Consider the following 19,719-nt stretch of genomic DNA (forward strand, 5'->3'; position numbering starts at 1 on the left):
TCACCCTAACCCTCTCCCGGAGGGAGAGGGGACTGATCGGGGGATGTTCAGGATTTATACCTCACCAAAAATCGGCCCCCTCTCCCTTTGGGAGAGGGCTGGGGTGAGGAGCTTTTGAGGCCGATCAATATTCTAAAATCTGGAGCCCGAAAACATGACTGACACCCCACATTTCCCGTTATCGGCGGTGGTCGGCGCGGACTCATTGAAACTGGCGCTGTGCCTGACCGCCATTGACCCGAAAATTGGCGGCGTACTGATTGAAGGCCCGCGCGGCATGGCCAAGTCGACGCTGGCACGCGGTCTGGCCGACCTGCTTGCCAGCGGCCAGTTTGTCACCTTGCCGTTGGGCGCAACCGAAGAGCGTCTGGTTGGTACCCTCGACCTGGATGCCGCACTGGGCCAGGGCAAGGCGCAGTTCTCCCCGGGGGTGCTGGCCAAGGCCGACGGCGGCGTGCTCTACGTCGATGAAGTCAACCTGCTTGCCGACCATCTGGTGGACGTGCTGCTGGACGTGGCAGCGAGCGGCACCAATGTGGTCGAGCGTGATGGTATCTCCCATCGGCATGCTGCGCGTTTCGTGCTGATTGGTACCATGAATCCGGAAGAAGGCGAGTTGCGCCCGCAGTTGCTCGACCGCTTCGGCCTGAATGTGATGCTCAGCGGCCAGCCGCAACCGGAAGAACGCAGCGAAATCATCCGCCGGCGCCTGGCCTTTGACGCTGATCCGCAGAAGTTTTGCGCGCAATGGGATGAGGCGCAAACGACCTTGCGCGAGCGCTGCCAGCAGGCCCGTGAACGGCTGGGCAGCATCGCTCTGGATGATCAGTCTCTGGCTGTTGTAACTGAGCGCTGTTTTGCCGCCGCGGTGGATGGCATGCGTGCCGACCTGGTCTGGCTGCGCGCAGCGCGGGCCCATGCCGCCTGGCGCGGGGCCACGGCCATCAGCCTGGACGATATTGATGCCGTGGCCGAGTTTGCCTTGCGTCATCGCCGCCGAGAACCTAAAGGCCAGGCGTCAACACCACCACCGCAGTCACCCCCTCAGGCCAGCAATGCTTCGCCTCAATCGGGGCAGGGCCAGTGGGGCGAACTGCCTGCACAGGTGCAACCCATGGGCGCGCGCCGTGAAGTGCCGAGCTGGCCAAAAAAGCCCTAGGCATCCGCCCCCGTTCTGCAGTGGGGGCGGATGCCAGGCCCCGGTCAGGTCAGCTCTCTGCGGGCAGGCAAGGCGCAAGCCGCAGCGCCGGCAGCGGGATGATCGACTGGGTGAAAACCCTGCTCGGCGGTCGTCCCCGGCTGCACGCTGATCTGGCCTGGAAAACCCGGCAAAGTGCAGCGCCGGAACTCTGGCTGGTGGTGGTGGATGCGTCTGCTTCAACCCGTCGCCATCAGGCGCTGAGTGACGCCAAGGGGCTGCTGGCCCAACTGTTTGAAGATGCGTATCGCCAGCGTGTGCGGGTGGCGGTGATGACGGTCAGCGCAAAGGCGCCGCAGTGGCAGGTCATCGGCTCCAAGGCGTCTGCTGCCTTGAATGACTGGTTGCAGGGCTTGGGTGCTGGAGGCGGGACGCCTTTGCTGGAGGCCTTGCAGGAAGTCGCTGACTGGCTTGAAAGGCGCCGCAAACAGTGTCCAGAGGAACAACAGCGCTTTTTACTGTTGACCGATGGCCGACTGAAAGAGTGGTCAACGCTGCCGGCCATTGACTGCCCGGGACTGTTGATCGATATCGAGCGTGGCCCGCTTCGTTTGGGCCGCTCGCGTCAAATGGCCGCCGAGTTGAATGCAGAGTATGTACACATTGATGGCTGATTATTTGTGGGAGCTGGTCAACCAGCTCCCACATCAGTCAGCCGCTTCTCAAGCAGGCATGACCCAAGGCTGCAGGGTGTAGCCTTCGCTGCTGATCTCGGCGCGGGCTTGTGCCAGCAGGCTTTCCAGCTGAGCGGCGTCAGCGCAGGCGCTGCGCGGGATCTGTTTGCGGCCGATACGGGTATTGGTGCGATCGATAACAGTCAGGCTCAACTCGCCATGACCATCCTGTGCAGCCCAGGCAACGCATTGAAAAGGTTCAAAAGCGTGGCCGGCAATCAAAAGAGCTTCGTTGAAACGGAGCGGGGCGTTCATAGGGTGTTCTCTCAAGTATGCCCATCAAGTGATTAACCGTCGGCTGGGCTTACCGTTCGGTTGGTTACTTGTACTGATGACTTTAGAGGGGCATCAGGTCACACACTTTCGTCATATTTTTAAAAGTTTTTTTATATGACTGATCCAGATCAATTTTCAGTGAGTGTATCTATCGCCCCTGCTCTTGGAACGAGGCTGTACAGTTTGATTGGCTATTAGGGTTATAAACAAACGATCCAGAAAGCGCCCAATGGCTTGCTAAGGTTACGCGTAAGTTGAACAAGGGACTGTTTTTAATGCTGTTTTATGTTTTTCTGGCGCCAAGGAACAGTCATGCTTGCAATGTCCTCTCCCCGACGTCTGCTGGTGGTCGATCCCTGTGCGGATTGTCATGAATTGCTCCCCGGTCTGCGAACCATAGGCTGGGCGGTCGACAGCTGCACTCTGGCAACCGTTGTTGACCGCTCTTGCGATGTTGGCCTGTTCAGGCTGCAACCTTTTCATCTGGAACGTCCCGAAGCGGTAAAAGACATGATCAGTCGCAGTGGTACCGAGTGGATTGCGGCGCTCACCCCTGACGTACTGAAAATGAACAATGTGGGGGATTTTGTCTGCGAATGGTTTTTTGACTTTCACACCTTGCCCTTTGACGTCTCCCGGGTCCAGGTCACACTCGGCCGGGCCTTTGGCATGGCGTGCCTGCGAGGGCAAACTTCAACCCCGTCCGATGTACAGGAAGATGAACTGCTGGGTGACAGCCGATTGATGCGGGACCTGCGCATGACGGTGAGCAAATTTGCACCCACCCAGTCGCCCATCCTGATTCGCGGCGAGAGCGGTACGGGCAAGGAGCTGGTCGCCCGCACACTGCACCGTCAATCCCAGCGCAACGGCAAGCCATTTATTGCAATCAATTGCGGCTCCATTCCCGACCACTTGATCCAGTCTGAGCTGTTCGGCCATGAAAAGGGCTCCTTCACCGGCGCCCATCAGCGCAGGGTTGGACGCATTGAGGCCGCGAATGGCGGTACGCTTTTTCTGGATGAAATTGGCGATCTGCCGTTGGAATTGCAAGCCAGCCTGTTGCGCTTTTTGCAGGAAAAACACATCGAGAGAGTCGGCGGCAACCAGCCGATCCCCATCGATGTTCGTATTCTGGCAGCGACCCATGTTGATCTCGAGGCGGCAGTCGCCAACGGTCAATTTCGTGAAGACCTGTATTACCGCCTCAACGTGTTGCAATTAACCACCGCCCCCTTGCGAGAGCGACATGGTGACCTGGCCATGCTGGCCAGTCACTTTGCCCGTTTCTACAGTCTGGAAACAGGCCGTCGCCCGCGTACGTTCAGTGACGAGGCGTTGATTGCCATGGGCAATCATGGCTGGCCGGGAAATGTCCGCGAGCTGGCCAACCGCGTGCGTCGTGGCCTGGTATTGGCCGAAGGGCGGCAGATCGAAGCGCATGATCTGGGCCTGGAGTTGCGCCCGTTGCTGGTCGGCACGATGAACACCCTTGAACAATACAAGGACCGCGCCGAACGCCAGGCACTGTGCGAGGTGCTGGACCGGCACAGCGACAATTTGAGCATGGCCGCCAAGGTGCTTGGGGTTTCGCGGCCGACGTTTTATCGGTTACTGCACAAGCATCACATTCGTTGAAAGCAGCAAAAGGCCCCCAGCGCTCAAGCGCGGAGGGCCTTTTGCTGTTTAGAAGTAGTAAGGGAATTTCAGGCTGAAGGTGAAGTCCGGCGCATCGTCGGTCAAGCCTATGGACAGGTTTGGCACGATGGTCAGGTTATCGGTCGCTGCTACGGTCATGCCGATATTGAAGTAACCGGCGTTGGCATCACTGGTGGTAACTGTTTGCCAGTCACCGCCATCCTGCTTGAGTTTGCTCTTTTTCTGAATCAGGTCGGACACGGAAAACGACATACTCATTTTTTCGTTGAGGGCAAAAGCAACCCCTGCGCCAATCTGGAAGCTGTCACCCAGTTTGACCTTGCCAGGCTGCTTCAGGTTTTGCGTGGAACTGATGTCGTCAAATGACTCTTCAAGGTTATGGGTATACGAGAGAGAGCCGAACAGCACAGCTGGGTCGAAGGTCTTGACCAGGGAAATGGCAGGGCTGATCGACCACACACCATTGCCGGTGGGCAGGTCTTCAGGGACAAACAAGTTGGTGTTTTCAGAGGCTTTGACCAGTTTGATGCCAAACGGGTCCTTGCCGGTGGGGGCCTTGACCCGCACGCTGAAGACCGCATCCGGGGTATTGACCGACTCGTCGAGGAACTTGTATGCGACTCCGAAGTTGACGTCGCCAATGGTCGGGTCGCGGGTAACCGTTTGCTCTGAAGTGGCTTGCGCATCACCGCCGTTGGCCCCGCCGGACTGGTAAGTACTCTCGCGGTAAATCACCGGAACGTTAACGTCAAACTGCCAGCGGTTATCCAGGTTATAGCGTCCGGTGAGGTCAAGGGTCCAGTTGTCGGCCTTGATCCGGTCGAGGTTGAGGTTGCCCAGGAAAATTGAATCCAGGGCCAGAAAACCATTGAGAATCAGCTGGCGTGTGTCATAACGCGAATAGGTAATACCCGTTTCGAGGCTGAACTTGCCGCCGCCGAAAAAACCGCTGGCTTCATCGTAGAGGTTGACCACACTCTGGGCGGGGGCGGAGTCATCCTTGAGCGCGGCGCCATAAGAGCTGCCTTGTGCAGCGGTACTGGTGCCACTGGCAGCCGTAACGTTCTGGTTGCCCTTCATGTCGGCCGGTGATTTGGCCAGGCGCCTGGGTTGCGGCGTCGCAGGCTGATCCTCAACTTCACGCACCCGTTGCTCAAGCACTGCCAAGGCTTTTTGCTGTTGATCGTAACGTTGGCGAAGCTCCATAAGTTCTTGTTTTAGTAGCGCTAGATCGGCATCAGCCGCTGCATATAACAGGGGTGACGGGAATATAGTGCTCATACATACAACTGCGCGAAAGGTTAACGATCGATGCATGAAATAAGCCGTCCAGATAAGCCAAGTTGTAGAGCCTGAGCCTAGTTCAATAACCCATATTGCGAAGGCCTTTTAACTGATTGAGGTTGCAATCGAGCGCGCCGGGGCTGGGCAGGTTGTTACCCAGTACCACGTTAAGTTGTGCCATGTTATTGACCCTATTACCGCCGCCCAGCAAAGTAGTGCTTTGCAATACGCCACCCTGGGCGATTTGCTGCAGTGAGCTGCCTTGATTGTTGTTGGCCTGAATGGCCAGCTGAACGCCCCCACCCGTGGCGGAGACGGTCACATTGCCCGCACCAGCAGCCTGGGTGATGGACGTATGGGTCGTGAGTAATACCCCTTGCTGGTTGACCATGGGGGCCTGGTCGGCCTCGCTGACATTGATGTCGACGTTGTTATAGGCACTGTTGTTGTCACCCGCAGCCCGAACGCTCTGGGTGACGCCTTGGGCTGTGGTCAGGCCCGCACCACCGGTAACCGAGCCAGTGCCGTTTGAGCCAGGGGCACCGTTACCGGCAGAACTGTAAGTGGACACGTAAAACTTGGGTTCAATGGTGTTTTGCACATACATGGAAGTACTGGCGCCGACTACGCCGCCATTGCTGCTGGTCCAGGTACTGTTCATCACGATGCCGAAACTGATGATCCGCCCGGGCATCACATAACGGCCGCGCAACTCGGCCATTTCAGTGTCTTTCAATTCAACCGGTTTAAAGGACGCCGCCTGGGCGTGCAGGCTGTTCGCAAGGCATGCGGCAATCAGCCATATGGAAGTTTTCATGTACGGCTCCTGGAGCGTCGGGCTCCGTAGTCATGATTGACGCACCTTAAAAAAAGTCGCTTTGGATAAAACCGAAGTCCATGAGTTCTGCGTCTTTGACCGGGTTAAACCCGTTGAGCTGGTTTTTTGCGGTCAGCGGGGCAGGCGGGGTCAATAACGCATTGGTCTTGTCGTAACCGGGGCCGATGATGGCAAACACAATGCCATTCCAGCCTTTGAGGAAATCTGCGTGGGAGTAGCGCTTGTGCCCCAGTACAGGGTCGCCGATATACACCCAGTCCTTCTGCGCGCGTTGCAGCACGACAAAGTGCTTGTAGCCACGGATATCCAGTAGCACCACAACGGGTATGTTCACGCTTTCAAGGCTCTGCGCCGGAATTCGGTAACCCCTGGCGCGCATGCCGATGCTCTCAACGTAGCGCTTCATGTCGAGCATTGAGAAGCCCTGGGTGCGAACCAGATCCTGATCAGCGTTTTGCAGCATCCCCTTGATGATCTGGTCTTCGTTGACGTCCAGCCAATAGGCCTGACGCAGTACGGTGGCGAGCGCCGCAGCGCCGCAACTGAAATCGGTTTTTTGTTCAACGATATCCGCAAAGCGCCTTTCACGAATGCTCTGCACCTGCTTGAACACCAGGTTGCCGCCAGGCAGGGCAGCGATTGGCATCTGTGCGGCATGGGCCATTGCGCTCAGGCCGAAGAAGAGGGTGAGGGCGACAATACGCATGATTGATACGCCTGAATAAGGAAAAAGGGTCTCATAAACGAGACCCTTCTTTAGCGTCGCGACTACATGCAGACCTTGCAGCCGGCAGCGATGGACAGCGAGTTGCTTTGTTGGTTGCCGGTACCTGCCGCAATATTGGCACCGCCATTACCCGAGTAGCCATTGAACGAATGGTCCATGGTGGCGTTGTTGACGACAGGGGTTTTGTTGTTCCAGCCCGACCCTTGATTCCAGGTATTCACATTGCTCAGGTAAGACGCACCGGCTTCGTTGATCACCGACAGGTTGTTCGAGGTTTGCGAGGCGGTTGCCCCGGCGCTGGCGATACGACCATTGGATACGGCGATGGCCAGGTTGTTTTTCTGTTGGTTGAACTCGCCCGAAGCAACGTTTATGCCGACGTTACCCGAACTGCCATTGGCCGAGCTTTTGATCGAGGCGTTGTTTTGTGCGCCATAGTTGTGCGAGTTGTTGTGGCTGTTGGTCTGGGTGGCGCTGGTCAGGGACGCAGCGGTACCAAACACAAAGCTCTCGTCTGAAGTGGCGATCGCTACGGCGTTGTCTTGCTGGTTGCCGGAGCCGGAAGCGGCGTTCGCACCCATGTTGCCTTCAGACCCTTTGATCGAGTCCTTGATGGTTGCATTGTTTTCGACCGCCTTGTTGGTCACTTTGTTGTTGTGACTGTTTTGCACGTCAATCACGACTGCAGCAGCGGCGGCATTAGGGTCAAGGGTGTATGCAGGCGGTGTCGATGGAGGCGGCGGATTGTTGTTGCCGGTACCGTTGGCTTGAGCAGATACGGCCACCAGTGTTGCCAGAGCGAAAGCCAGTGGCTTCAGAACGATTGACGGTTTCATGGTGTTTCTCCGTGCATCATTAGTTGGGTTAAGTGTTGGCACTTTCCAATTGCACTGCGTTGTTGCCGGGTCAGTCAGCAACCCGGATATTCAGGGTGTTAGCCATGCGGTTCCCCACCCCTGCACTCTGGTTCAACTGCACCACCCCTCGGCTGCCGGTGAAGGCCTGATCGCTGGTAACGATCTGGCGACTGCCGCTGGCGGGGGATGCGGTACCCGAGTCTGGAAGCAGCGCCACGTTCTGCTGGGACAAGGCGCTGTCGTCAATACCTTGCGGCCGGGCACTGATGCTGACCCGCACGGCATTGACCATCTGGTTATTGGCTCCGGCTGACTGGTTGATACCGATCACACCGCTGCCATTACTGAAGGAATTGCCACCGATAGTTGCCCGGGCATTGAGCGAGGTGTCGGCGGGGGTATTGAGTTTCTGGGTCACTGCAGTCGTAGCGCGTGCCTCGGTGCCGATGGCAATTGCACGGATATTGACTTGCTGTTGCTGATCGCCAGAGGCCTGGTTAAGCGAGACATTGCCATGGTAGTTGGCCCCCGAATCCTTGATCGTGGCGTTGTTATCGGAAGCCGCCACAGCGAAGGAGGTGACCAGCAGCGCGGCAATCAGTGCAGGCAGGCGGCAGGCAATCATGTTATTTCCCCTGGCCCAGGGCAGTGAGCGGGCGCATCCCCTGGCTGATGCTATTGCCAATCGTGCCGGAAATGCTGTTTGCGCTGCCGCCAGCATGACCATTGCTTATGCCTGGCAGGCCGTTGCTGGTGGTGAGGCCGGGCAGTGTGTTACCACTGGGCATAATGGACCGGGTGATCGCAGCTCCGCTGCTGACGCCGGCAAAGTCACCATCGCTCAGTTCACGGGTTGCACCCATGACTTGAACCAAGGGGCTGGCATTTGCGGTTAGCGGGTCAGGATCGGGATGCATGGGCGGATTGCCCACCGCATGGGGTTGCACGGTACGGGTAAGCACTATTTCGCCATTGCCGGCGGCCTGAACAACGGCGCACCAGCCCAGCAAGGCGCTCAGGCTGCAAGCCATCAGCAGGTGACCATTACCACAACATGCGTGCCCCATGACTGTGCTCCCTTATCGACGCTGGCCCTGGCAAGCGTGATAGGAAGAGAGCATGAGCTGTGCCATTTCTAAGTTAATGTTTGAAAACAACAGCACACAGCACGATGACTGTTCCGGGCGGGATCAGGTGTAACGAACATGAGATGTCAGTGTGCAGCCCCGGCCCTTGTACAATAAGGGCCGGGTTGCAAATTACGTGGTGCAGGGGGGTGTCTCGTTAACCTTACAATTTCGCAAAGTCGTGCCTCAAACCAATGTTTTAGAGGCTTCACGAAATTTTCATGTAACAGCAACGGACATTGGCAAGAAGCTGAAAGCATTAAGTAACTCGCTTGCCAGTTGTTTGTTGTAAACAACCTAACTTATGGACTAATACTGTCTGAGCAAGTTTCCCGACTACCCATTAATTGTTCGACTGCGGCGCAGGCATGCTGTTGCCGGGCCTGCCAGTCGCCGGTTATCACTTGTACGGTTTGTTGATGATCGGTGAGCCAGTCAAGACTGGCCGCAAAAAACGCCTGGCGTTCCGCCAGTGAGGGTTGGCAGCGTTGACCGTCAGCGGTCCACTCCACATCGTCGGGGGACAGCAGCAAATGCAGGTCGTAGTGGCGCTTGAGCAGTTCAGTTTCAAGCCACTGTGGGCAGTCACCAAACAGGGTCTGGCTCCAGAGGATATTGCTGAGTAAATGGGTATCCAGAATCAGCAGCGCGGGTTGTTGGGCGCGCGCTTCGTCTTCCCAGCGAAGCTGCCCGAGAGCGATGTCCGGAATATCGGCCAGGCAGGTCTCGCGAGGGTTTTGCTCGATAAAGTAGCGCACATACTCGCCCACCATCGTGCCGCCAAAGCGCTGCTGCAATAACGCAGCGAGCCAGCTCTTGCCACTCGACTCCGGCCCCGCCAGAACGACCACCTTCATGTGCGCAGCGCCGGGTCGCGGCGCCAGTCACGCCAGCCTTGAATGGCTATCAGGGTAAACAACGCGTACAGGCCGGCGGTGAAGTACAGGTCCTGCCAGGCAAAAAAGCCGATATAAAGCACATCGATGACACACCACAATGCCCAACACTGCAGGCGTTTTTGCGCCATCCATAATTGGGCAACCAGACTGAAGGCTGTCAGCGTGGCATCTGACCAGGGGAAAGTGGAATCGGTCCAATGGGCCATTGAGGCGCCGAGAACCACGCTGCCGATGGCGCCTGCAATCACGCCGCCCAGCACTTGCAATGGGCTTAGCCGGCTGACGACACGGCCTTCATGCTGTGCCCCTGCGCGTGTCCACTGCCACCAGCCATAGACTTGCAACAGGGCAAAAAATACCTGCAAGAGCATGCCTGAATACAGTTTGATCTCGAAGAAGATCCAGCTGTAGAGCAGCACCATCACCAGGCCGATGGGCCAGCACCAGGGGTTCTGTTTGACTGTCAACCAGACAGCAATGACGCCGAGTGCGGCGGCAAACAGTTCAAGCCCTGACATTGGGATTCCTTGGGGAGAGAGAAGGGCGGGGATTGTACCTGCAGGCGCACTGTTTGTGCTCTGGCGTTTTGCCGTAGTTGTGGGAGCGGGCAAGCCCGCTCCCACAGGATCAAGGCCGATGCAGCAACACATAGTCGTTCTTGTCGAAACGACCGCTCAGCGTCGGGGCAATATTACCCAGGTCACTGCCTTGCAAGGCCTCATAGTCCTTGCGATCCATGATGATCCAGGCCGGAGCCGGCAATGCTGCCAGTTCAGCGGATGACTGGGTGAACAGCGGTAGCAGATCACGATCCACGTTAACCATGAACTTGATCGCCTTGGCGTCCTTGCCCATGCCATGCAGTACTACTGGGGCCGGAGCCTGGTCGATCAGTTGCATGGCCTTGAGGGTAAAGGTACGCGTATCGTAAAGGCTGCGCTCTGCAGGTTCGAAGACCATGATATAGCTGCTCCACATCGCCAGCACCGCACAGGTTGCCAGCCCCGCAACACGCCATTGGGCTTTGAACAGTACGCCAACGGCCAGAACCTGAAGCACGGCCAGGGCCACGAATATGACGGTCAAGGGTGGCAACTCTTCACCAAAACGCTTGCGTACAACCACCAGACCGATAATCAGTAAACCCGGCAGCAGCAGGAACAACCCCTGAATCAAGCCGCGCAGGCCAGCAAAGACCCGCCCGTGCATGACCTGGAACGGGTAGGCCGCAATAATCGCGGCCATCGGTAACATGGGCAGCAGGTAACGGGCCTTTTTGGCCTGGGGAATCGACAGGCCGATCATCACGATCAGGGCTGCACCAACGCAGTACTTGACCAGTTGCAAGGCTGGCCCCGACGGCTTGCGCCCGGTAATCAGGATCGCCAGCAGCACCAAAACGGCCAGCGGATAGGCCAGCGCGTAATTGCCCATGGAACTGGTGAAGTAATACAGCACGCCGCTGGCGCCTTCGGTTCCATCCATGCGTCCTGTCACTTGCATGCGGATGACTTCATGTACAAAAGCCTCACCGCCACTGATCCAGGCCAGCATCAATAACGTGCCAATACACAGGATCAGCAAGACCAGCGCTTGCAGGCCAAAGCTGATCAGGCGCCGCCACTGGCCATTAAGCAGGTAATAGCTGCACAGAATACCGGTGGGAATGACCAGGCCGATCGGCCCGCGCACCGCAAAACCCAATACCAGCAGGGCCAACAACCAGAAATGACGGCGTGGTGCCGCAAAGTGATCGTGGGCGTAAGCCAGGTAGAAGGCACTGAAACTGAGCGCTGCCAGCATCTGGTCAAGCGATACCGCGCGGGTTTCGGTGATAAAAGTCATGCTCAGCAACAGCAGTGCCACGCTGACCAGCGCCCAGGTGCGCGATTGCGCCGCTACCAGGCGATACATCAAGGTCACAATGCTTGCACTGGCAATGGCCGTGGGTAGCCAAGCGGTGAGGCTGGTGACTTTGCCAAAGGGCAGGGACAGCAGCCAGGTAAGCAGGGTCGAGGTTGCGCTGTAGTCCGCGTAAGGCTGGCCGTAGGTGGTCGGGAAAAAACCGGGGCCGTGACGCAGCATTTCATTGGCGAACATGACAAAGCGAGAATCAAAGCCGATCGCGGCCTCTTGATGGTTGCCCAGGATAAACAGCAGCAAGGCGAGCGCGCCCAGAACCAGCGATTGCCTGCGCAAGGTGAGCAGGGCGGGGGAGGTGAAATCGGCACGCATGTCGAGTTTCCTTGTCTCATCGGGACGCACAAAAAAAACGCCGCCATTGTTGCCAATGGCGGCGCTGCTGAATCATCAAAGGGCTGTAGACCCGACCGGCAAGTTGCACGACTCGCCACGCCCCATCGGGAAGTACTGCAAGCCGGCCTTGGCCAGGCGCTCACCGTCATACAGGTTGCGCCCGTCAAATATCACCGGTGTGCTCAGGCGTTGCTTGATCAGGTCGAAGTCCGGCGCCTTGAATTGCTGCCACTCGGTGCAGACGATCAATGCGTCGGCGCCATTAAGGGTAGATTCCGGTGTGCCCATCAGGCTCAGGCGCGCTTCATCGCCGTAAAGGCGCTGGGTTTCCTGTATGGCTTCGGGGTCGAAAGCGCGCACATTGGCACCCGCAGCCCACAGGGCCTCCATCAATACGCGGCTGGGTGCGTCGCGCATGTCATCGGTATTGGGTTTGAATGCCAGGCCCCACAACGCAAAGGTCTTGCCTTGAAGGTTGCCCTTGAAAAACGCGTTGATGCGTTCGAACAGCTTGTGCTTCTGCCGCTCGTTGATCGCTTCGACCGCTTGCAGCAGATCGCTGGAGCAATTGACCTGCTGGGCACTGTGGATCAGCGCGCGCATGTCTTTGGGGAAGCACGAACCGCCATAGCCGCAGCCAGGGTAGATGAAGTGATAGCCAATGCGCTGGTCGGCGCCAATGCCCAGGCGCACGGCTTCGATGTCGGCCCCAAGGTGCTCGGCCAGTTCGGCGATCTGGTTGATAAAGCTGATCTTGGTCGCCAGCATGCAGTTGGCGGCGTACTTGGTCAGCTCGGCGCTGCGCAGGTCCATGAAAATGATCCGGTCATGGTTGCGGTTGAACGGCGCGTACAGGTCGCGCATGACTTCACGCACCTCTTCACGGGCACAGCCAATGATGATGCGGTCCGGGCGGCGGCAATCAGTGACGGCCGAGCCTTCCTTGAGGAATTCCGGGTTGGATACCACGTCAAATTGCAGCGAGCGTCCGGCCTGTTCCAGGGCCTTGTTGATATGGGCGGTCAGCGCGTCGCCAGTGCCCACGGGCACGGTGGATTTCTCGACCAGGATCAGCGGCTCCTTGCGGTGGCGGGCAACGGCGTCACCCACGGAGAACACCTGGCCAAGATCAGCCGAACCGTCTTCGCTCGGTGGTGTGCCCACGGCGATAAACAGTACCTGGCCGTGCTCGACAGCGGTTTTTTCATCGCTGGTAAAACGCAGGCGCTTGCTCTCGAGGTTTTCACGCACCAGGGCTGAAAGCCCGGGCTCGAAAATGCTGACGTGACCTTGTTGCAGCGACTCGACCTTTTTCTGGTCAATGTCCATGCAGATGACGTCATGGCCGACTTCCGCCAGAACCGTCGCCTGCACCAGGCCTACATAACCACTACCAAATACACTGATTTTCATGCGCTGTTTCCGGAAGTACGTCGAGAATTGATCACAAGCACCCCAAGAATGACCAGCGTCACACCGAGGGTTTTTGAAAGGGTGAAGCTTTCATGGAAAATCGGCAGGCTGGCAGCCAGCAGGTAGACCAATGCATAGCTGACACTTAGCAGCGAATAGGCGCGGCCCAAGGGCAAATCGCGCAGGGCCAGCAGCCAGCAGAGCATCGACAGTGCATACGCGACAATGGCGGCAACTACCATGGCCAACGCCGGGAGCGAGACACTGCCCTGGCTGAACGCTTCAAGCCATTGGGCGGGCTGCGGCAACCGCGTCATGCTCCAGCGCATGCCCAGTTGGGCGCCGCTGACCAGTAATACACTGCCTGAGGCAAAGGCAAATCCACGGTACAGGCTCATGCGTGTTGCCCCAGCAAAACCACCCCGGCTATTACCAGCCCAACGCCCAGCCAATGGCGCAGGTCGATGGTTTCTTTAAACAGATAGCGGGCCACCAGGGTGATCAGTACAAAATTTAGGCTGAGCATCGGGTAAGCAACCCCGACCTCGAGCCGTTGTAGCACCAGCAACCACACCAGCAAACCCAGGCCGAGACATAGCAGTGCCAGCCATAACCAGGGGGAGCGCAGTTTTTGCGCCACCCCGGTGTCAACCCCGCGCCAACCTTCGACCGCGTATTTCTGGGCGATCTGGCCAGCACAGGTCAACAGACAGGCCAACAGCAATAGCGTCAGGGTCATGGAGCAATCTGCGGGTAAATCAAAATCACCATATTGCCTTCGTCATAGCGCTTGGCGTCTTTGGGCAACTCGTCCATTTCATGGCTCTCATCGCTGTCCTTGACGCGCATCACCACGCCGACAGGGCCTTTGCGGCGAGCTTCAGCCATCCACGGGCCAACTTCAGTCAGGCTAATGCTTTTACCTTTGGCATCGTCGTAGGTCAGGCCGTACTTGACCTCACCCTGGGTGTTGTAGAGTGTCACGTCAGGTCGGCGCAGACGCCAGGCCAAAGCAGACGCTGCGCCCAGGTCGTTACTCAGAAATGTCTTGGCCCGGGACAGCTCATCCATATGTTCCAGGACAAACTGGTCAGGCATTTTGTTGTGAACCACGCTGCTCGGCATGGCGGCTGGCAGTACCAGTACCAGAACACCCATGGCCAGTGCCGGCGCAGCCCACATTTTCAGAGGTTTGGTCAGTGTCAGCAGGCCGGTAATGATCCACGTCAGCAGCACCACGACCAGCAGGGCCATATGCAGCGGTTCGTTGTCATAGAAGGGCTGTTTGACCTGGAAATACACCAGGGCCAGCAATGCCGCACTGCCGCCGATCAGGTTGACCGCGCCATTGAAGCGCAGGGCGCAGGTTTTGGCCTGTTCAACCCGTTGCATCATTGCGTGGCCCAGCAGCAGTGCCAACGGCAACATGCACGGCATGATGTAGGTTGGCAGCTTGCCCTTGCTCAGGCTGAACAGCCCCAGTGGCAGCAGCAGCCATAGCAGCACGAACACAATGCTTGCATGGCGTTTGTTGCTCCAGGCGTCCTTGAAGGCCACCGGCAACAACGCTGCCCAAGGCAGGCTGGAAACCACCAGCAGCGGCAGGTAGAACCACCATGGGCGACCGTGCTGGGCATCGTCACCGGCAAAACGGCGGATATGCTCGTGCCAGAAGAAGAAGCGCCAGTAGTCAGGCTCCTGGGCGTGTACTGCCAGCACCCACGGCAGCGAGACAATGGCCGCCACCAGCATGGCCACCAGGCCGTACTTGACCAGTTCCAGAAAGTGCTTTTGCCAGAGCATGTAGGGCAGAGCGATCAGTACCGGCAGCAGCAGAGCTAGAAAACCCTTGGTCATAAAGCCCATGCCGCAGGCAAAACCCAGTACCACCCAACTGATCAGGCGATCACGATTGGAGCTGCTGTCGACGGCAAACCACAGCGCCACCAGGCTCAGGTTGACCCACAGGGTAAACTGCGGATCAAGGTTGGAATAACCGGCCTGGCCTGCAATCAGGCCAAAGGTCATGTACACCAGGGCGCAGGCAAAGCTCTTGCGCGGATCGTTCCACAGGCGACGGGCCACGGCATAGGCCAGGAATACGCTCAAACCGGTGGCGATGACCGAGGCAATGCGCACGCCAAACAGGTTTTCGCCAAAAATGGCCTGGCCGATGGCAATCATCCAGTAGCCGGCAATCGGCTTCTCGAAGTAACGCAAATCCATAAAGTGCGGGGTGACCCAGTTACCGTCGATCAGGATTTGCTGGCCGATCTGCGCGTAGCGCGTTTCGTCCGGGATCCACAAGCCGTGGGTGCCCAATGGCAACAGGTAAAAGGCGATAAAGGCCAGAACCAGCAGCGGTATTGTCCAGCGTGAAGTCATGGCTTCTGCACTCCCAACCAGCCTTCACGGCCTTCCAGCACGCCACGGCTCAATTGCCCGGCGGGCAGGCTCTCGAGGTCGGCGGGCAGCAAGTCCCGCAGGGGTTGGAAATGAATGTCACGGGCACGGGCCTGCGCCAGTAATTGACGGAAGTCATTGGCCATAAGAATCCCTTCTACTTCAGCATGGATGGTGTACGCATTCAGCTTTTGCGGGCTGAAGCGGTCAAGAATGAATGAGTTGAAATCGGCGGCACTGAGCTCGGGCCCGACCACTTCATCGAATGTGGGTAAGTCCACAGGGATTTGCGGCGCCCCCAGCCTGCCGTCGGCCAACCTTGGCCGAAACAGGCTGTGCCCGCGGCAATCACTGTTGTAGCGAAAACCAAAGGTTTCCTTGGCCCGGACCACGCGCTCGTCGGCACGCCAGCCAGCGGCCGCCGAACATTCGACGGCTTGCCCGGTGATGTCGCTCAGGGTGTCGACACCCCGGCGGATCTGCTCGATCAGCTGCGCCTCGCTCCAGCGCGCGGTATTGGCCTGCCAGCCATGGTGATCCCAGGCGTGCAGGCCGACCTCATGCCCGGCGGCAAGGGTCTGGCGCATCAAGTGCCCCAGATCCTTGCCGATCGGTTTGCCGGGCCAAGCGGTGCCAGCCAGCAAAATATCCCAGCCATACAGGCTGGCAGCCTTGGAGCGCATCATTTTCCAGAAGAACCGGGGCTTGATCAGCCGCCATAAATGGCGGCCCATGTTGTCCGGCCCCACGCTGAAAAAAAACGTCGCCTTGATCTGGGCTTCGTCGAGCAGTTCGAGTAGCCGCGGCACCCCCTCACGGGTGCCGCGGTACGTGTCGACATCGATACGCAGTCCAGCTTGCATCAGCGTTTTTCCGCGATTTCTACCATGGCTTCACGCAGGAAGAAGTCCAGGGTCTTGCCAATGGTTTCGCTCAGCTCGGTGGTGGGTGTCCAGTCGATCAGGCGACGGGCGTTTTCCACGCTTGGCTTGCGATGGCTGACGTCCTGGTAACCGGTACCGTAGAAAGACTGGCTTTCAACATCACGGAAACCGGCAAACGGCGGGAAGTTGTCACGCAGCGGATGCGCCTCGAACTGGCGCAGTAACTCTTCGCCCAGTTGACGAATGCTGGCTTCGTTGTCCGGGTTGCCGATGTTGATGATCTGGCCGTCGCACTTGCCATCCTTGTTGTCGATGATGCGCGCCAGAGCTTCGATACCATCGGCCACGTCAGTGAAGCAGCGCTTTTGTTCGCCGCCGTCAACCAGACGGATCGGGGTACCTTCCACCAGGTGCAGGATCAGTTGGGTGATGGCGCGTGAGCTGCCAACCCGTGCCGAGTCCAGGCGGTCAAGGCGTGGGCCCATCCAGTTGAACGGACGGAACAGGGTGAATTTCAGGCCCTTGGTACCGTAGGCCCAGATAACGCGATCCAGCAGTTGCTTGGAGACCGAGTAGATCCAGCGCTGTTTGTTGATCGGGCCAACAATCAGGTTGGAGGTGTCTTCGTCGAAGTTCTTGTCCTGGCACATGCCATACACTTCGGACGTGGACGGGAAAATCACGCGCTTGTTGTACTTGACGCAGTAGCGCACCAGCTTGAGGTTCTCTTCGAAGTCCAGTTCGAAGACGCGCAACGGGTTGCGGGTGTATTCGATTGGCGTTGCGATGGCCACCAGCGGCAGGACCACGTCGCACTTCTTGATGTGGTATTCGATCCATTCAGTGTGGATGCTGATATCGCCTTCCACAAAGTGGAAGTTGGGGTGGCTGCGCAGGCGATCGATAGCATCGGAGCCGATATCGAGGCCGTAGACTTCGTAGCGGTCGTCCTGTAGCAGACGCTCGGACAGGTGGTTGCCGATAAAACCGTTAACCCCAAGGATAAGCACGCGGGTGCGGCGTGCCGGGCGGCCGGACTCAGCACCACGCAGGCGCGAACCTTCGACCAGGCCCAGTTCACGGGCCAGTTGCGGGCCGCTCAGGTACAGACCGTTATCGTTGCGCTGACCGGCAGTGATGACCAGCGAGTCTGTGCCGCAGGCAATACGCAGCGGCTCGCAGCTGATGACCTGGCCAGGTGCATGGCCCTGGTTGCCGGCAACCACTTCGGCGCCCCACACAATCAGCTTGTGCTCACCCACGGCGCAGAAGGCGCCCGGGTAAGGTTGGGTCACGGCACGTACCAGGTTGAACAGTTCTTCAGCCGGGCGGTTCCATTGCAGCAAGCCGTCAGCCGGGGTGCGGCGACCAAAATAAGTGGCTTTGGATTCGTCTTGTGGGGTTTCGGTGAGCTTGCCTTGTGGCAGCAGTGGCAGGGCCTCGGCCAGCAGTTTGGCGGCGGTTTCGCGAAGCTTGGCGTGCAGGGTCAGGGCCGTGTCCGAACGCTCGATGCTGATACGGTGCTGGGCCAGGATATCGCCCGCGTCGGCGCGTTTGACCATGCGGTGCAGGGTTACGCCGGTTTCGGTTTCGCCGTTTACCAGTACCCAGTTGGCCGGTGCGCGGCCGCGGTAGCGTGGCAGCAGGGAACCATGCAGGTTGAAGGCGCCTTTGCTGACGCTTGCCAGCAACTCTTCGCCCAGCAGGTGGCGATAATAGAACGAGAAGATGTAGTCGGCGTTCAGTTTGCGAATGCGCTCGATCCACAATGGGTGGTTGGCGTCTTCAGGAGCGTGGACCGGAATGCCTTTGCGTGCACACAGCTGGGCAACCGAACCGTAGAAGTTGTTTTCTTTGGGGTCGTCAGCATGGGTGAATACAGCAGCAATTTCGTAGCCTGCATTGAGCAAGGCTTCGATGCCTGTGCAGCCAATATCGTGATAGGCGAAAACAACGGCTTTCAAACTCATGATTGAACCTGTGTCGAAGTAGAGGAAGTCGGGGTGCTGGTTGTAACGGAAGGCGGTGCAGAGTCGGCGCGTACGATTTTTTCAATAAAGAATCGTGGCCGTGCCCTTACATCGCTGTACATGCGGCCCAGGTATTCACCCAGAAGGCCCATGCCGATAAATTGGCCGCCGGTAAACACGAAGAGCACCGCAAACAATACGAAAGTACCGTCGCCGGCCCAGCTTGCACCGAAGATCAGGCGCAACATGATCAGGGCAATGGCGAATACCGCGCCCAGTGCTGCCATGCTGAAACCGATGATGCTCAGCAGGCGCAGGGGCGTGGTCGTCATGCAGGTGATCAGGTCGAACATCAGGTTGATCAGGCGCATGGCGCTGTACTTGGAGTCACCGTGCTCGCGCTCGGCGTGCTCGACCAGTACCTCGGTGGTGTGGCGGGCAAAGCTGTTGGCCAGGATCGGGATAAAGGTGCTGCGTTCGCGGCAGGCGAGCATGGCGTCGACGATGCTGCGCCGGTAGGCGCGCAGCATGCAACCATAGTCGCTCATGGCAACCCCGGTGGAGCGTTGTACGGCCAGGTTGATCAGCCGTGAAGGCCAGCGGCGCCAGGCGGAGTCCTGACGGTTGTTGCGTACCGTTCCGACCACGTCGTACCCAAGAGCAGCCTGTGCCACCAGGCGCGGAATTTCTTCCGGCGGGTTTTGCAGGTCGGCATCCAGAGTGATCACCACATCGCCTTTGGAGTGCTCAAAGCCGGCCATGATTGCAGCATGCTGGCCGTAGTTGCGGTTGAGAATAACCGCAACTACGGGGCTGCCTTCACGTGCGGCAGCGTCTTCGAGAATTTGCGCCGATTTGTCCCGGCTGCCGTCGTCGACCAGCACGATTTCATAGGCCTGGCTCAGTTGTGCGCAGGCGGCTTCTGTGCGACGCAAGAGCTCGGGCAGACTTTCTTCTTCGTTGTAGACCGGAATGACGATCGACACACACTGGATTGGGTAGGGTTTCAAAGTATTCGTTCCAGTCAGTTTCAATGGCACAAGACGACATGTCTTTGTCGACCAAACTCAGGGCGCGTTAAAGATCCGGGCCCTTTACGAGTAAAGCCTGTTTCTAACAAAGGTAAAGTCGTTCTAAAGCGTTATCTACATGATTTTGTTGCAAAGTCTTGGGGCATTGCTTTCGTTGCTGTTGCATACGTTAAACGCGTCCTTGTGAAAAACCTATGAAAGTTGGGTCAACAGTGCATCCTAT

20 protein-coding genes are annotated in these 19,719 nt (G+C 58.1%); 3 read left to right on the forward strand and 17 right to left on the reverse strand.

Translation table 11 applies throughout. From position 1 onward, the window contains the following. Positions 1-154 precede the first annotated feature (154 nt). Positions 155-1,159: an ATP-binding protein gene (locus GHN92_RS16650; protein ID WP_095000292.1), complete on the forward strand. Its 1,005-nt coding sequence runs from the start codon at positions 155-157 to the stop codon at positions 1,157-1,159. A 98-nt stretch (positions 1,160-1,257) separates the two neighbouring features. Continuing rightward, positions 1,258-1,812: a VWA domain-containing protein gene (locus GHN92_RS16655; protein ID WP_095038825.1), complete on the forward strand. Its 555-nt coding sequence runs from the start codon at positions 1,258-1,260 to the stop codon at positions 1,810-1,812. Positions 1,813-1,860: 48 nt separating this feature from the next. Here GHN92_RS16655 and GHN92_RS16660 read toward each other — a convergent pair whose 3' ends face one another. Continuing rightward, positions 1,861-2,127, reverse strand: a complete 267-nt coding sequence (locus GHN92_RS16660; protein WP_095000290.1) for a hypothetical protein — start codon at positions 2,125-2,127, stop codon at positions 1,861-1,863. A gap of 333 nt (positions 2,128-2,460) precedes the next feature. On the opposite strand from GHN92_RS16660, the gene GHN92_RS16665 reads away from it, so the two are divergent. Further along, positions 2,461-3,786 carry a sigma-54 dependent transcriptional regulator gene (locus tag GHN92_RS16665; protein WP_095000289.1) on the forward strand — a complete coding sequence of 442 codons (1,326 nt, stop codon included), beginning with the start codon at positions 2,461-2,463 and terminating at the stop codon, positions 3,784-3,786. Positions 3,787-3,834: 48 nt separating this feature from the next. Here the strand turns inward: GHN92_RS16665 and GHN92_RS16670 are convergent, their stop codons facing one another. From GHN92_RS16670 to arnC, 16 genes are all read right to left on the reverse strand, one after another. Next, a complete protein-coding gene (locus tag GHN92_RS16670) occupies positions 3,835-5,124 on the reverse strand; it encodes a transporter (protein WP_095032583.1) in 1,290 nt (429 codons plus the stop codon). Between the two features lie 46 nt (positions 5,125-5,170). Then, positions 5,171-5,908, reverse strand: coding sequence for a hypothetical protein (locus GHN92_RS16675; RefSeq protein WP_133144588.1), 738 nt, complete (start codon positions 5,906-5,908; stop codon positions 5,171-5,173). 46 nt (positions 5,909-5,954) lie between these two features. After that, complete coding sequence (locus GHN92_RS16680) at positions 5,955-6,635, reverse strand: C39 family peptidase (RefSeq protein WP_095024692.1); 681 nt, start codon at positions 6,633-6,635, stop codon at positions 5,955-5,957. Between the two features lie 62 nt (positions 6,636-6,697). Continuing rightward, positions 6,698-7,492, reverse strand: a complete 795-nt coding sequence (locus GHN92_RS16685) for a hypothetical protein (protein WP_153380613.1) — start codon at positions 7,490-7,492, stop codon at positions 6,698-6,700. Between the two features lie 70 nt (positions 7,493-7,562). Next, complete coding sequence (locus tag GHN92_RS16690) at positions 7,563-8,138, reverse strand: adhesin (protein WP_133144590.1); 576 nt, start codon at positions 8,136-8,138, stop codon at positions 7,563-7,565. Position 8,139: 1 nt separating this feature from the next. Beyond that, complete coding sequence (locus tag GHN92_RS16695) at positions 8,140-8,580, reverse strand: hypothetical protein (RefSeq protein ID WP_133144591.1); 441 nt, start codon at positions 8,578-8,580, stop codon at positions 8,140-8,142. Between the two features lie 362 nt (positions 8,581-8,942). Continuing rightward, positions 8,943-9,497 carry an AAA family ATPase gene (locus GHN92_RS16700; RefSeq protein ID WP_095019956.1) on the reverse strand — a complete coding sequence of 185 codons (555 nt, stop codon included), beginning with the start codon at positions 9,495-9,497 and terminating at the stop codon, positions 8,943-8,945. After that, entirely contained in the window at positions 9,494-10,057 is a 564-nt protein-coding gene (gene pnuC, locus GHN92_RS16705) for a nicotinamide riboside transporter PnuC (protein ID WP_095000282.1), read from the reverse strand. Before pnuC ends, GHN92_RS16700 begins: the two co-directional genes overlap by 4 nt. Before the next feature lie 109 nt (positions 10,058-10,166). Continuing rightward, a complete protein-coding gene (locus GHN92_RS16710; RefSeq protein ID WP_133144592.1) occupies positions 10,167-11,774 on the reverse strand; it encodes a glycosyltransferase family 39 protein in 1,608 nt (535 codons plus the stop codon). Between the two features lie 75 nt (positions 11,775-11,849). Then, entirely contained in the window at positions 11,850-13,208 is a 1,359-nt protein-coding gene (locus tag GHN92_RS16715) for a UDP-glucose/GDP-mannose dehydrogenase family protein (RefSeq protein WP_153380615.1), read from the reverse strand. Then, positions 13,205-13,606, reverse strand: coding sequence for a 4-amino-4-deoxy-L-arabinose-phosphoundecaprenol flippase subunit ArnF (gene arnF / locus GHN92_RS16720; RefSeq protein ID WP_095000279.1), 402 nt, complete (start codon positions 13,604-13,606; stop codon positions 13,205-13,207). The genes GHN92_RS16715 and arnF overlap by 4 nt, the downstream gene beginning before the upstream one ends. Continuing rightward, entirely contained in the window at positions 13,603-13,947 is a 345-nt protein-coding gene (gene arnE, locus GHN92_RS16725; RefSeq protein ID WP_095000278.1) for a 4-amino-4-deoxy-L-arabinose-phosphoundecaprenol flippase subunit ArnE, read from the reverse strand. The genes arnF and arnE overlap by 4 nt, the downstream gene beginning before the upstream one ends. Beyond that, the gene (arnT, locus tag GHN92_RS16730) at positions 13,944-15,593 is read right to left on the reverse strand and encodes a lipid IV(A) 4-amino-4-deoxy-L-arabinosyltransferase (RefSeq protein WP_153380617.1); all 1,650 of its coding nucleotides are present in this window, start codon (positions 15,591-15,593) and stop codon (positions 13,944-13,946) included. Before arnT ends, arnE begins: the two co-directional genes overlap by 4 nt. Next, on the reverse strand, positions 15,590-16,474 hold the full coding sequence (gene arnD / locus GHN92_RS16735; RefSeq protein WP_095019952.1) for a 4-deoxy-4-formamido-L-arabinose-phosphoundecaprenol deformylase: 885 nt from the start codon (positions 16,472-16,474) through the stop codon (positions 15,590-15,592). Before arnD ends, arnT begins: the two co-directional genes overlap by 4 nt. Further along, complete coding sequence (gene arnA, locus GHN92_RS16740; RefSeq protein ID WP_153326051.1) at positions 16,474-18,465, reverse strand: bifunctional UDP-4-amino-4-deoxy-L-arabinose formyltransferase/UDP-glucuronic acid oxidase ArnA; 1,992 nt, start codon at positions 18,463-18,465, stop codon at positions 16,474-16,476. Before arnA ends, arnD begins: the two co-directional genes overlap by 1 nt. Continuing rightward, a complete protein-coding gene (gene arnC, locus GHN92_RS16745) occupies positions 18,462-19,475 on the reverse strand; it encodes an undecaprenyl-phosphate 4-deoxy-4-formamido-L-arabinose transferase (protein WP_133144596.1) in 1,014 nt (337 codons plus the stop codon). Before arnC ends, arnA begins: the two co-directional genes overlap by 4 nt. Between the last annotated feature and the right edge of the window lie 244 nt (positions 19,476-19,719).

Origin of the sequence: Pseudomonas sp. FSL R10-2964, from assembly GCF_009600035.1 — a bacterium.
In the GTDB taxonomy this organism is placed as follows: domain Bacteria; phylum Pseudomonadota; class Gammaproteobacteria; order Pseudomonadales; family Pseudomonadaceae; genus Aquipseudomonas; species Aquipseudomonas bubulae.

Coding starts and splice junctions, on each gene's coding strand:
- GHN92_RS16675 (WP_133144588.1), bottom strand. CDS start 5,908: ATGAAAACTTCCATATGGCTGATTGCCGCATGCCTTGCGAACAGCCTG.
- GHN92_RS16685 (WP_153380613.1), bottom strand. CDS start 7,492: ATGAAACCGTCAATCGTTCTGAAGCCACTGGCTTTCGCTCTGGCAACA.
- arnT (WP_153380617.1), bottom strand. CDS start 15,593: ATGACTTCACGCTGGACAATACCGCTGCTGGTTCTGGCCTTTATCGCC.
- GHN92_RS16650 (WP_095000292.1), top strand. CDS start 155: ATGACTGACACCCCACATTTCCCGTTATCGGCGGTGGTCGGCGCGGAC.
- pnuC (WP_095000282.1), bottom strand. CDS start 10,057: ATGTCAGGGCTTGAACTGTTTGCCGCCGCACTCGGCGTCATTGCTGTC.
- arnF (WP_095000279.1), bottom strand. CDS start 13,606: ATGAGCCTGTACCGTGGATTTGCCTTTGCCTCAGGCAGTGTATTACTG.
- GHN92_RS16655 (WP_095038825.1), top strand. CDS start 1,258: ATGATCGACTGGGTGAAAACCCTGCTCGGCGGTCGTCCCCGGCTGCAC.
- GHN92_RS16670 (WP_095032583.1), bottom strand. CDS start 5,124: ATGCATCGATCGTTAACCTTTCGCGCAGTTGTATGTATGAGCACTATA.
- GHN92_RS16665 (WP_095000289.1), top strand. CDS start 2,461: ATGCTTGCAATGTCCTCTCCCCGACGTCTGCTGGTGGTCGATCCCTGT.
- GHN92_RS16700 (WP_095019956.1), bottom strand. CDS start 9,497: ATGAAGGTGGTCGTTCTGGCGGGGCCGGAGTCGAGTGGCAAGAGCTGG.
- arnD (WP_095019952.1), bottom strand. CDS start 16,474: ATGCAAGCTGGACTGCGTATCGATGTCGACACGTACCGCGGCACCCGT.
- GHN92_RS16710 (WP_133144592.1), bottom strand. CDS start 11,774: ATGCGTGCCGATTTCACCTCCCCCGCCCTGCTCACCTTGCGCAGGCAA.
- GHN92_RS16660 (WP_095000290.1), bottom strand. CDS start 2,127: ATGAACGCCCCGCTCCGTTTCAACGAAGCTCTTTTGATTGCCGGCCAC.
- GHN92_RS16690 (WP_133144590.1), bottom strand. CDS start 8,138: ATGATTGCCTGCCGCCTGCCTGCACTGATTGCCGCGCTGCTGGTCACC.
- GHN92_RS16715 (WP_153380615.1), bottom strand. CDS start 13,208: ATGAAAATCAGTGTATTTGGTAGTGGTTATGTAGGCCTGGTGCAGGCG.
- GHN92_RS16680 (WP_095024692.1), bottom strand. CDS start 6,635: ATGCGTATTGTCGCCCTCACCCTCTTCTTCGGCCTGAGCGCAATGGCC.
- arnE (WP_095000278.1), bottom strand. CDS start 13,947: ATGACCCTGACGCTATTGCTGTTGGCCTGTCTGTTGACCTGTGCTGGC.
- GHN92_RS16695 (WP_133144591.1), bottom strand. CDS start 8,580: ATGGGGCACGCATGTTGTGGTAATGGTCACCTGCTGATGGCTTGCAGC.
- arnA (WP_153326051.1), bottom strand. CDS start 18,465: ATGAGTTTGAAAGCCGTTGTTTTCGCCTATCACGATATTGGCTGCACA.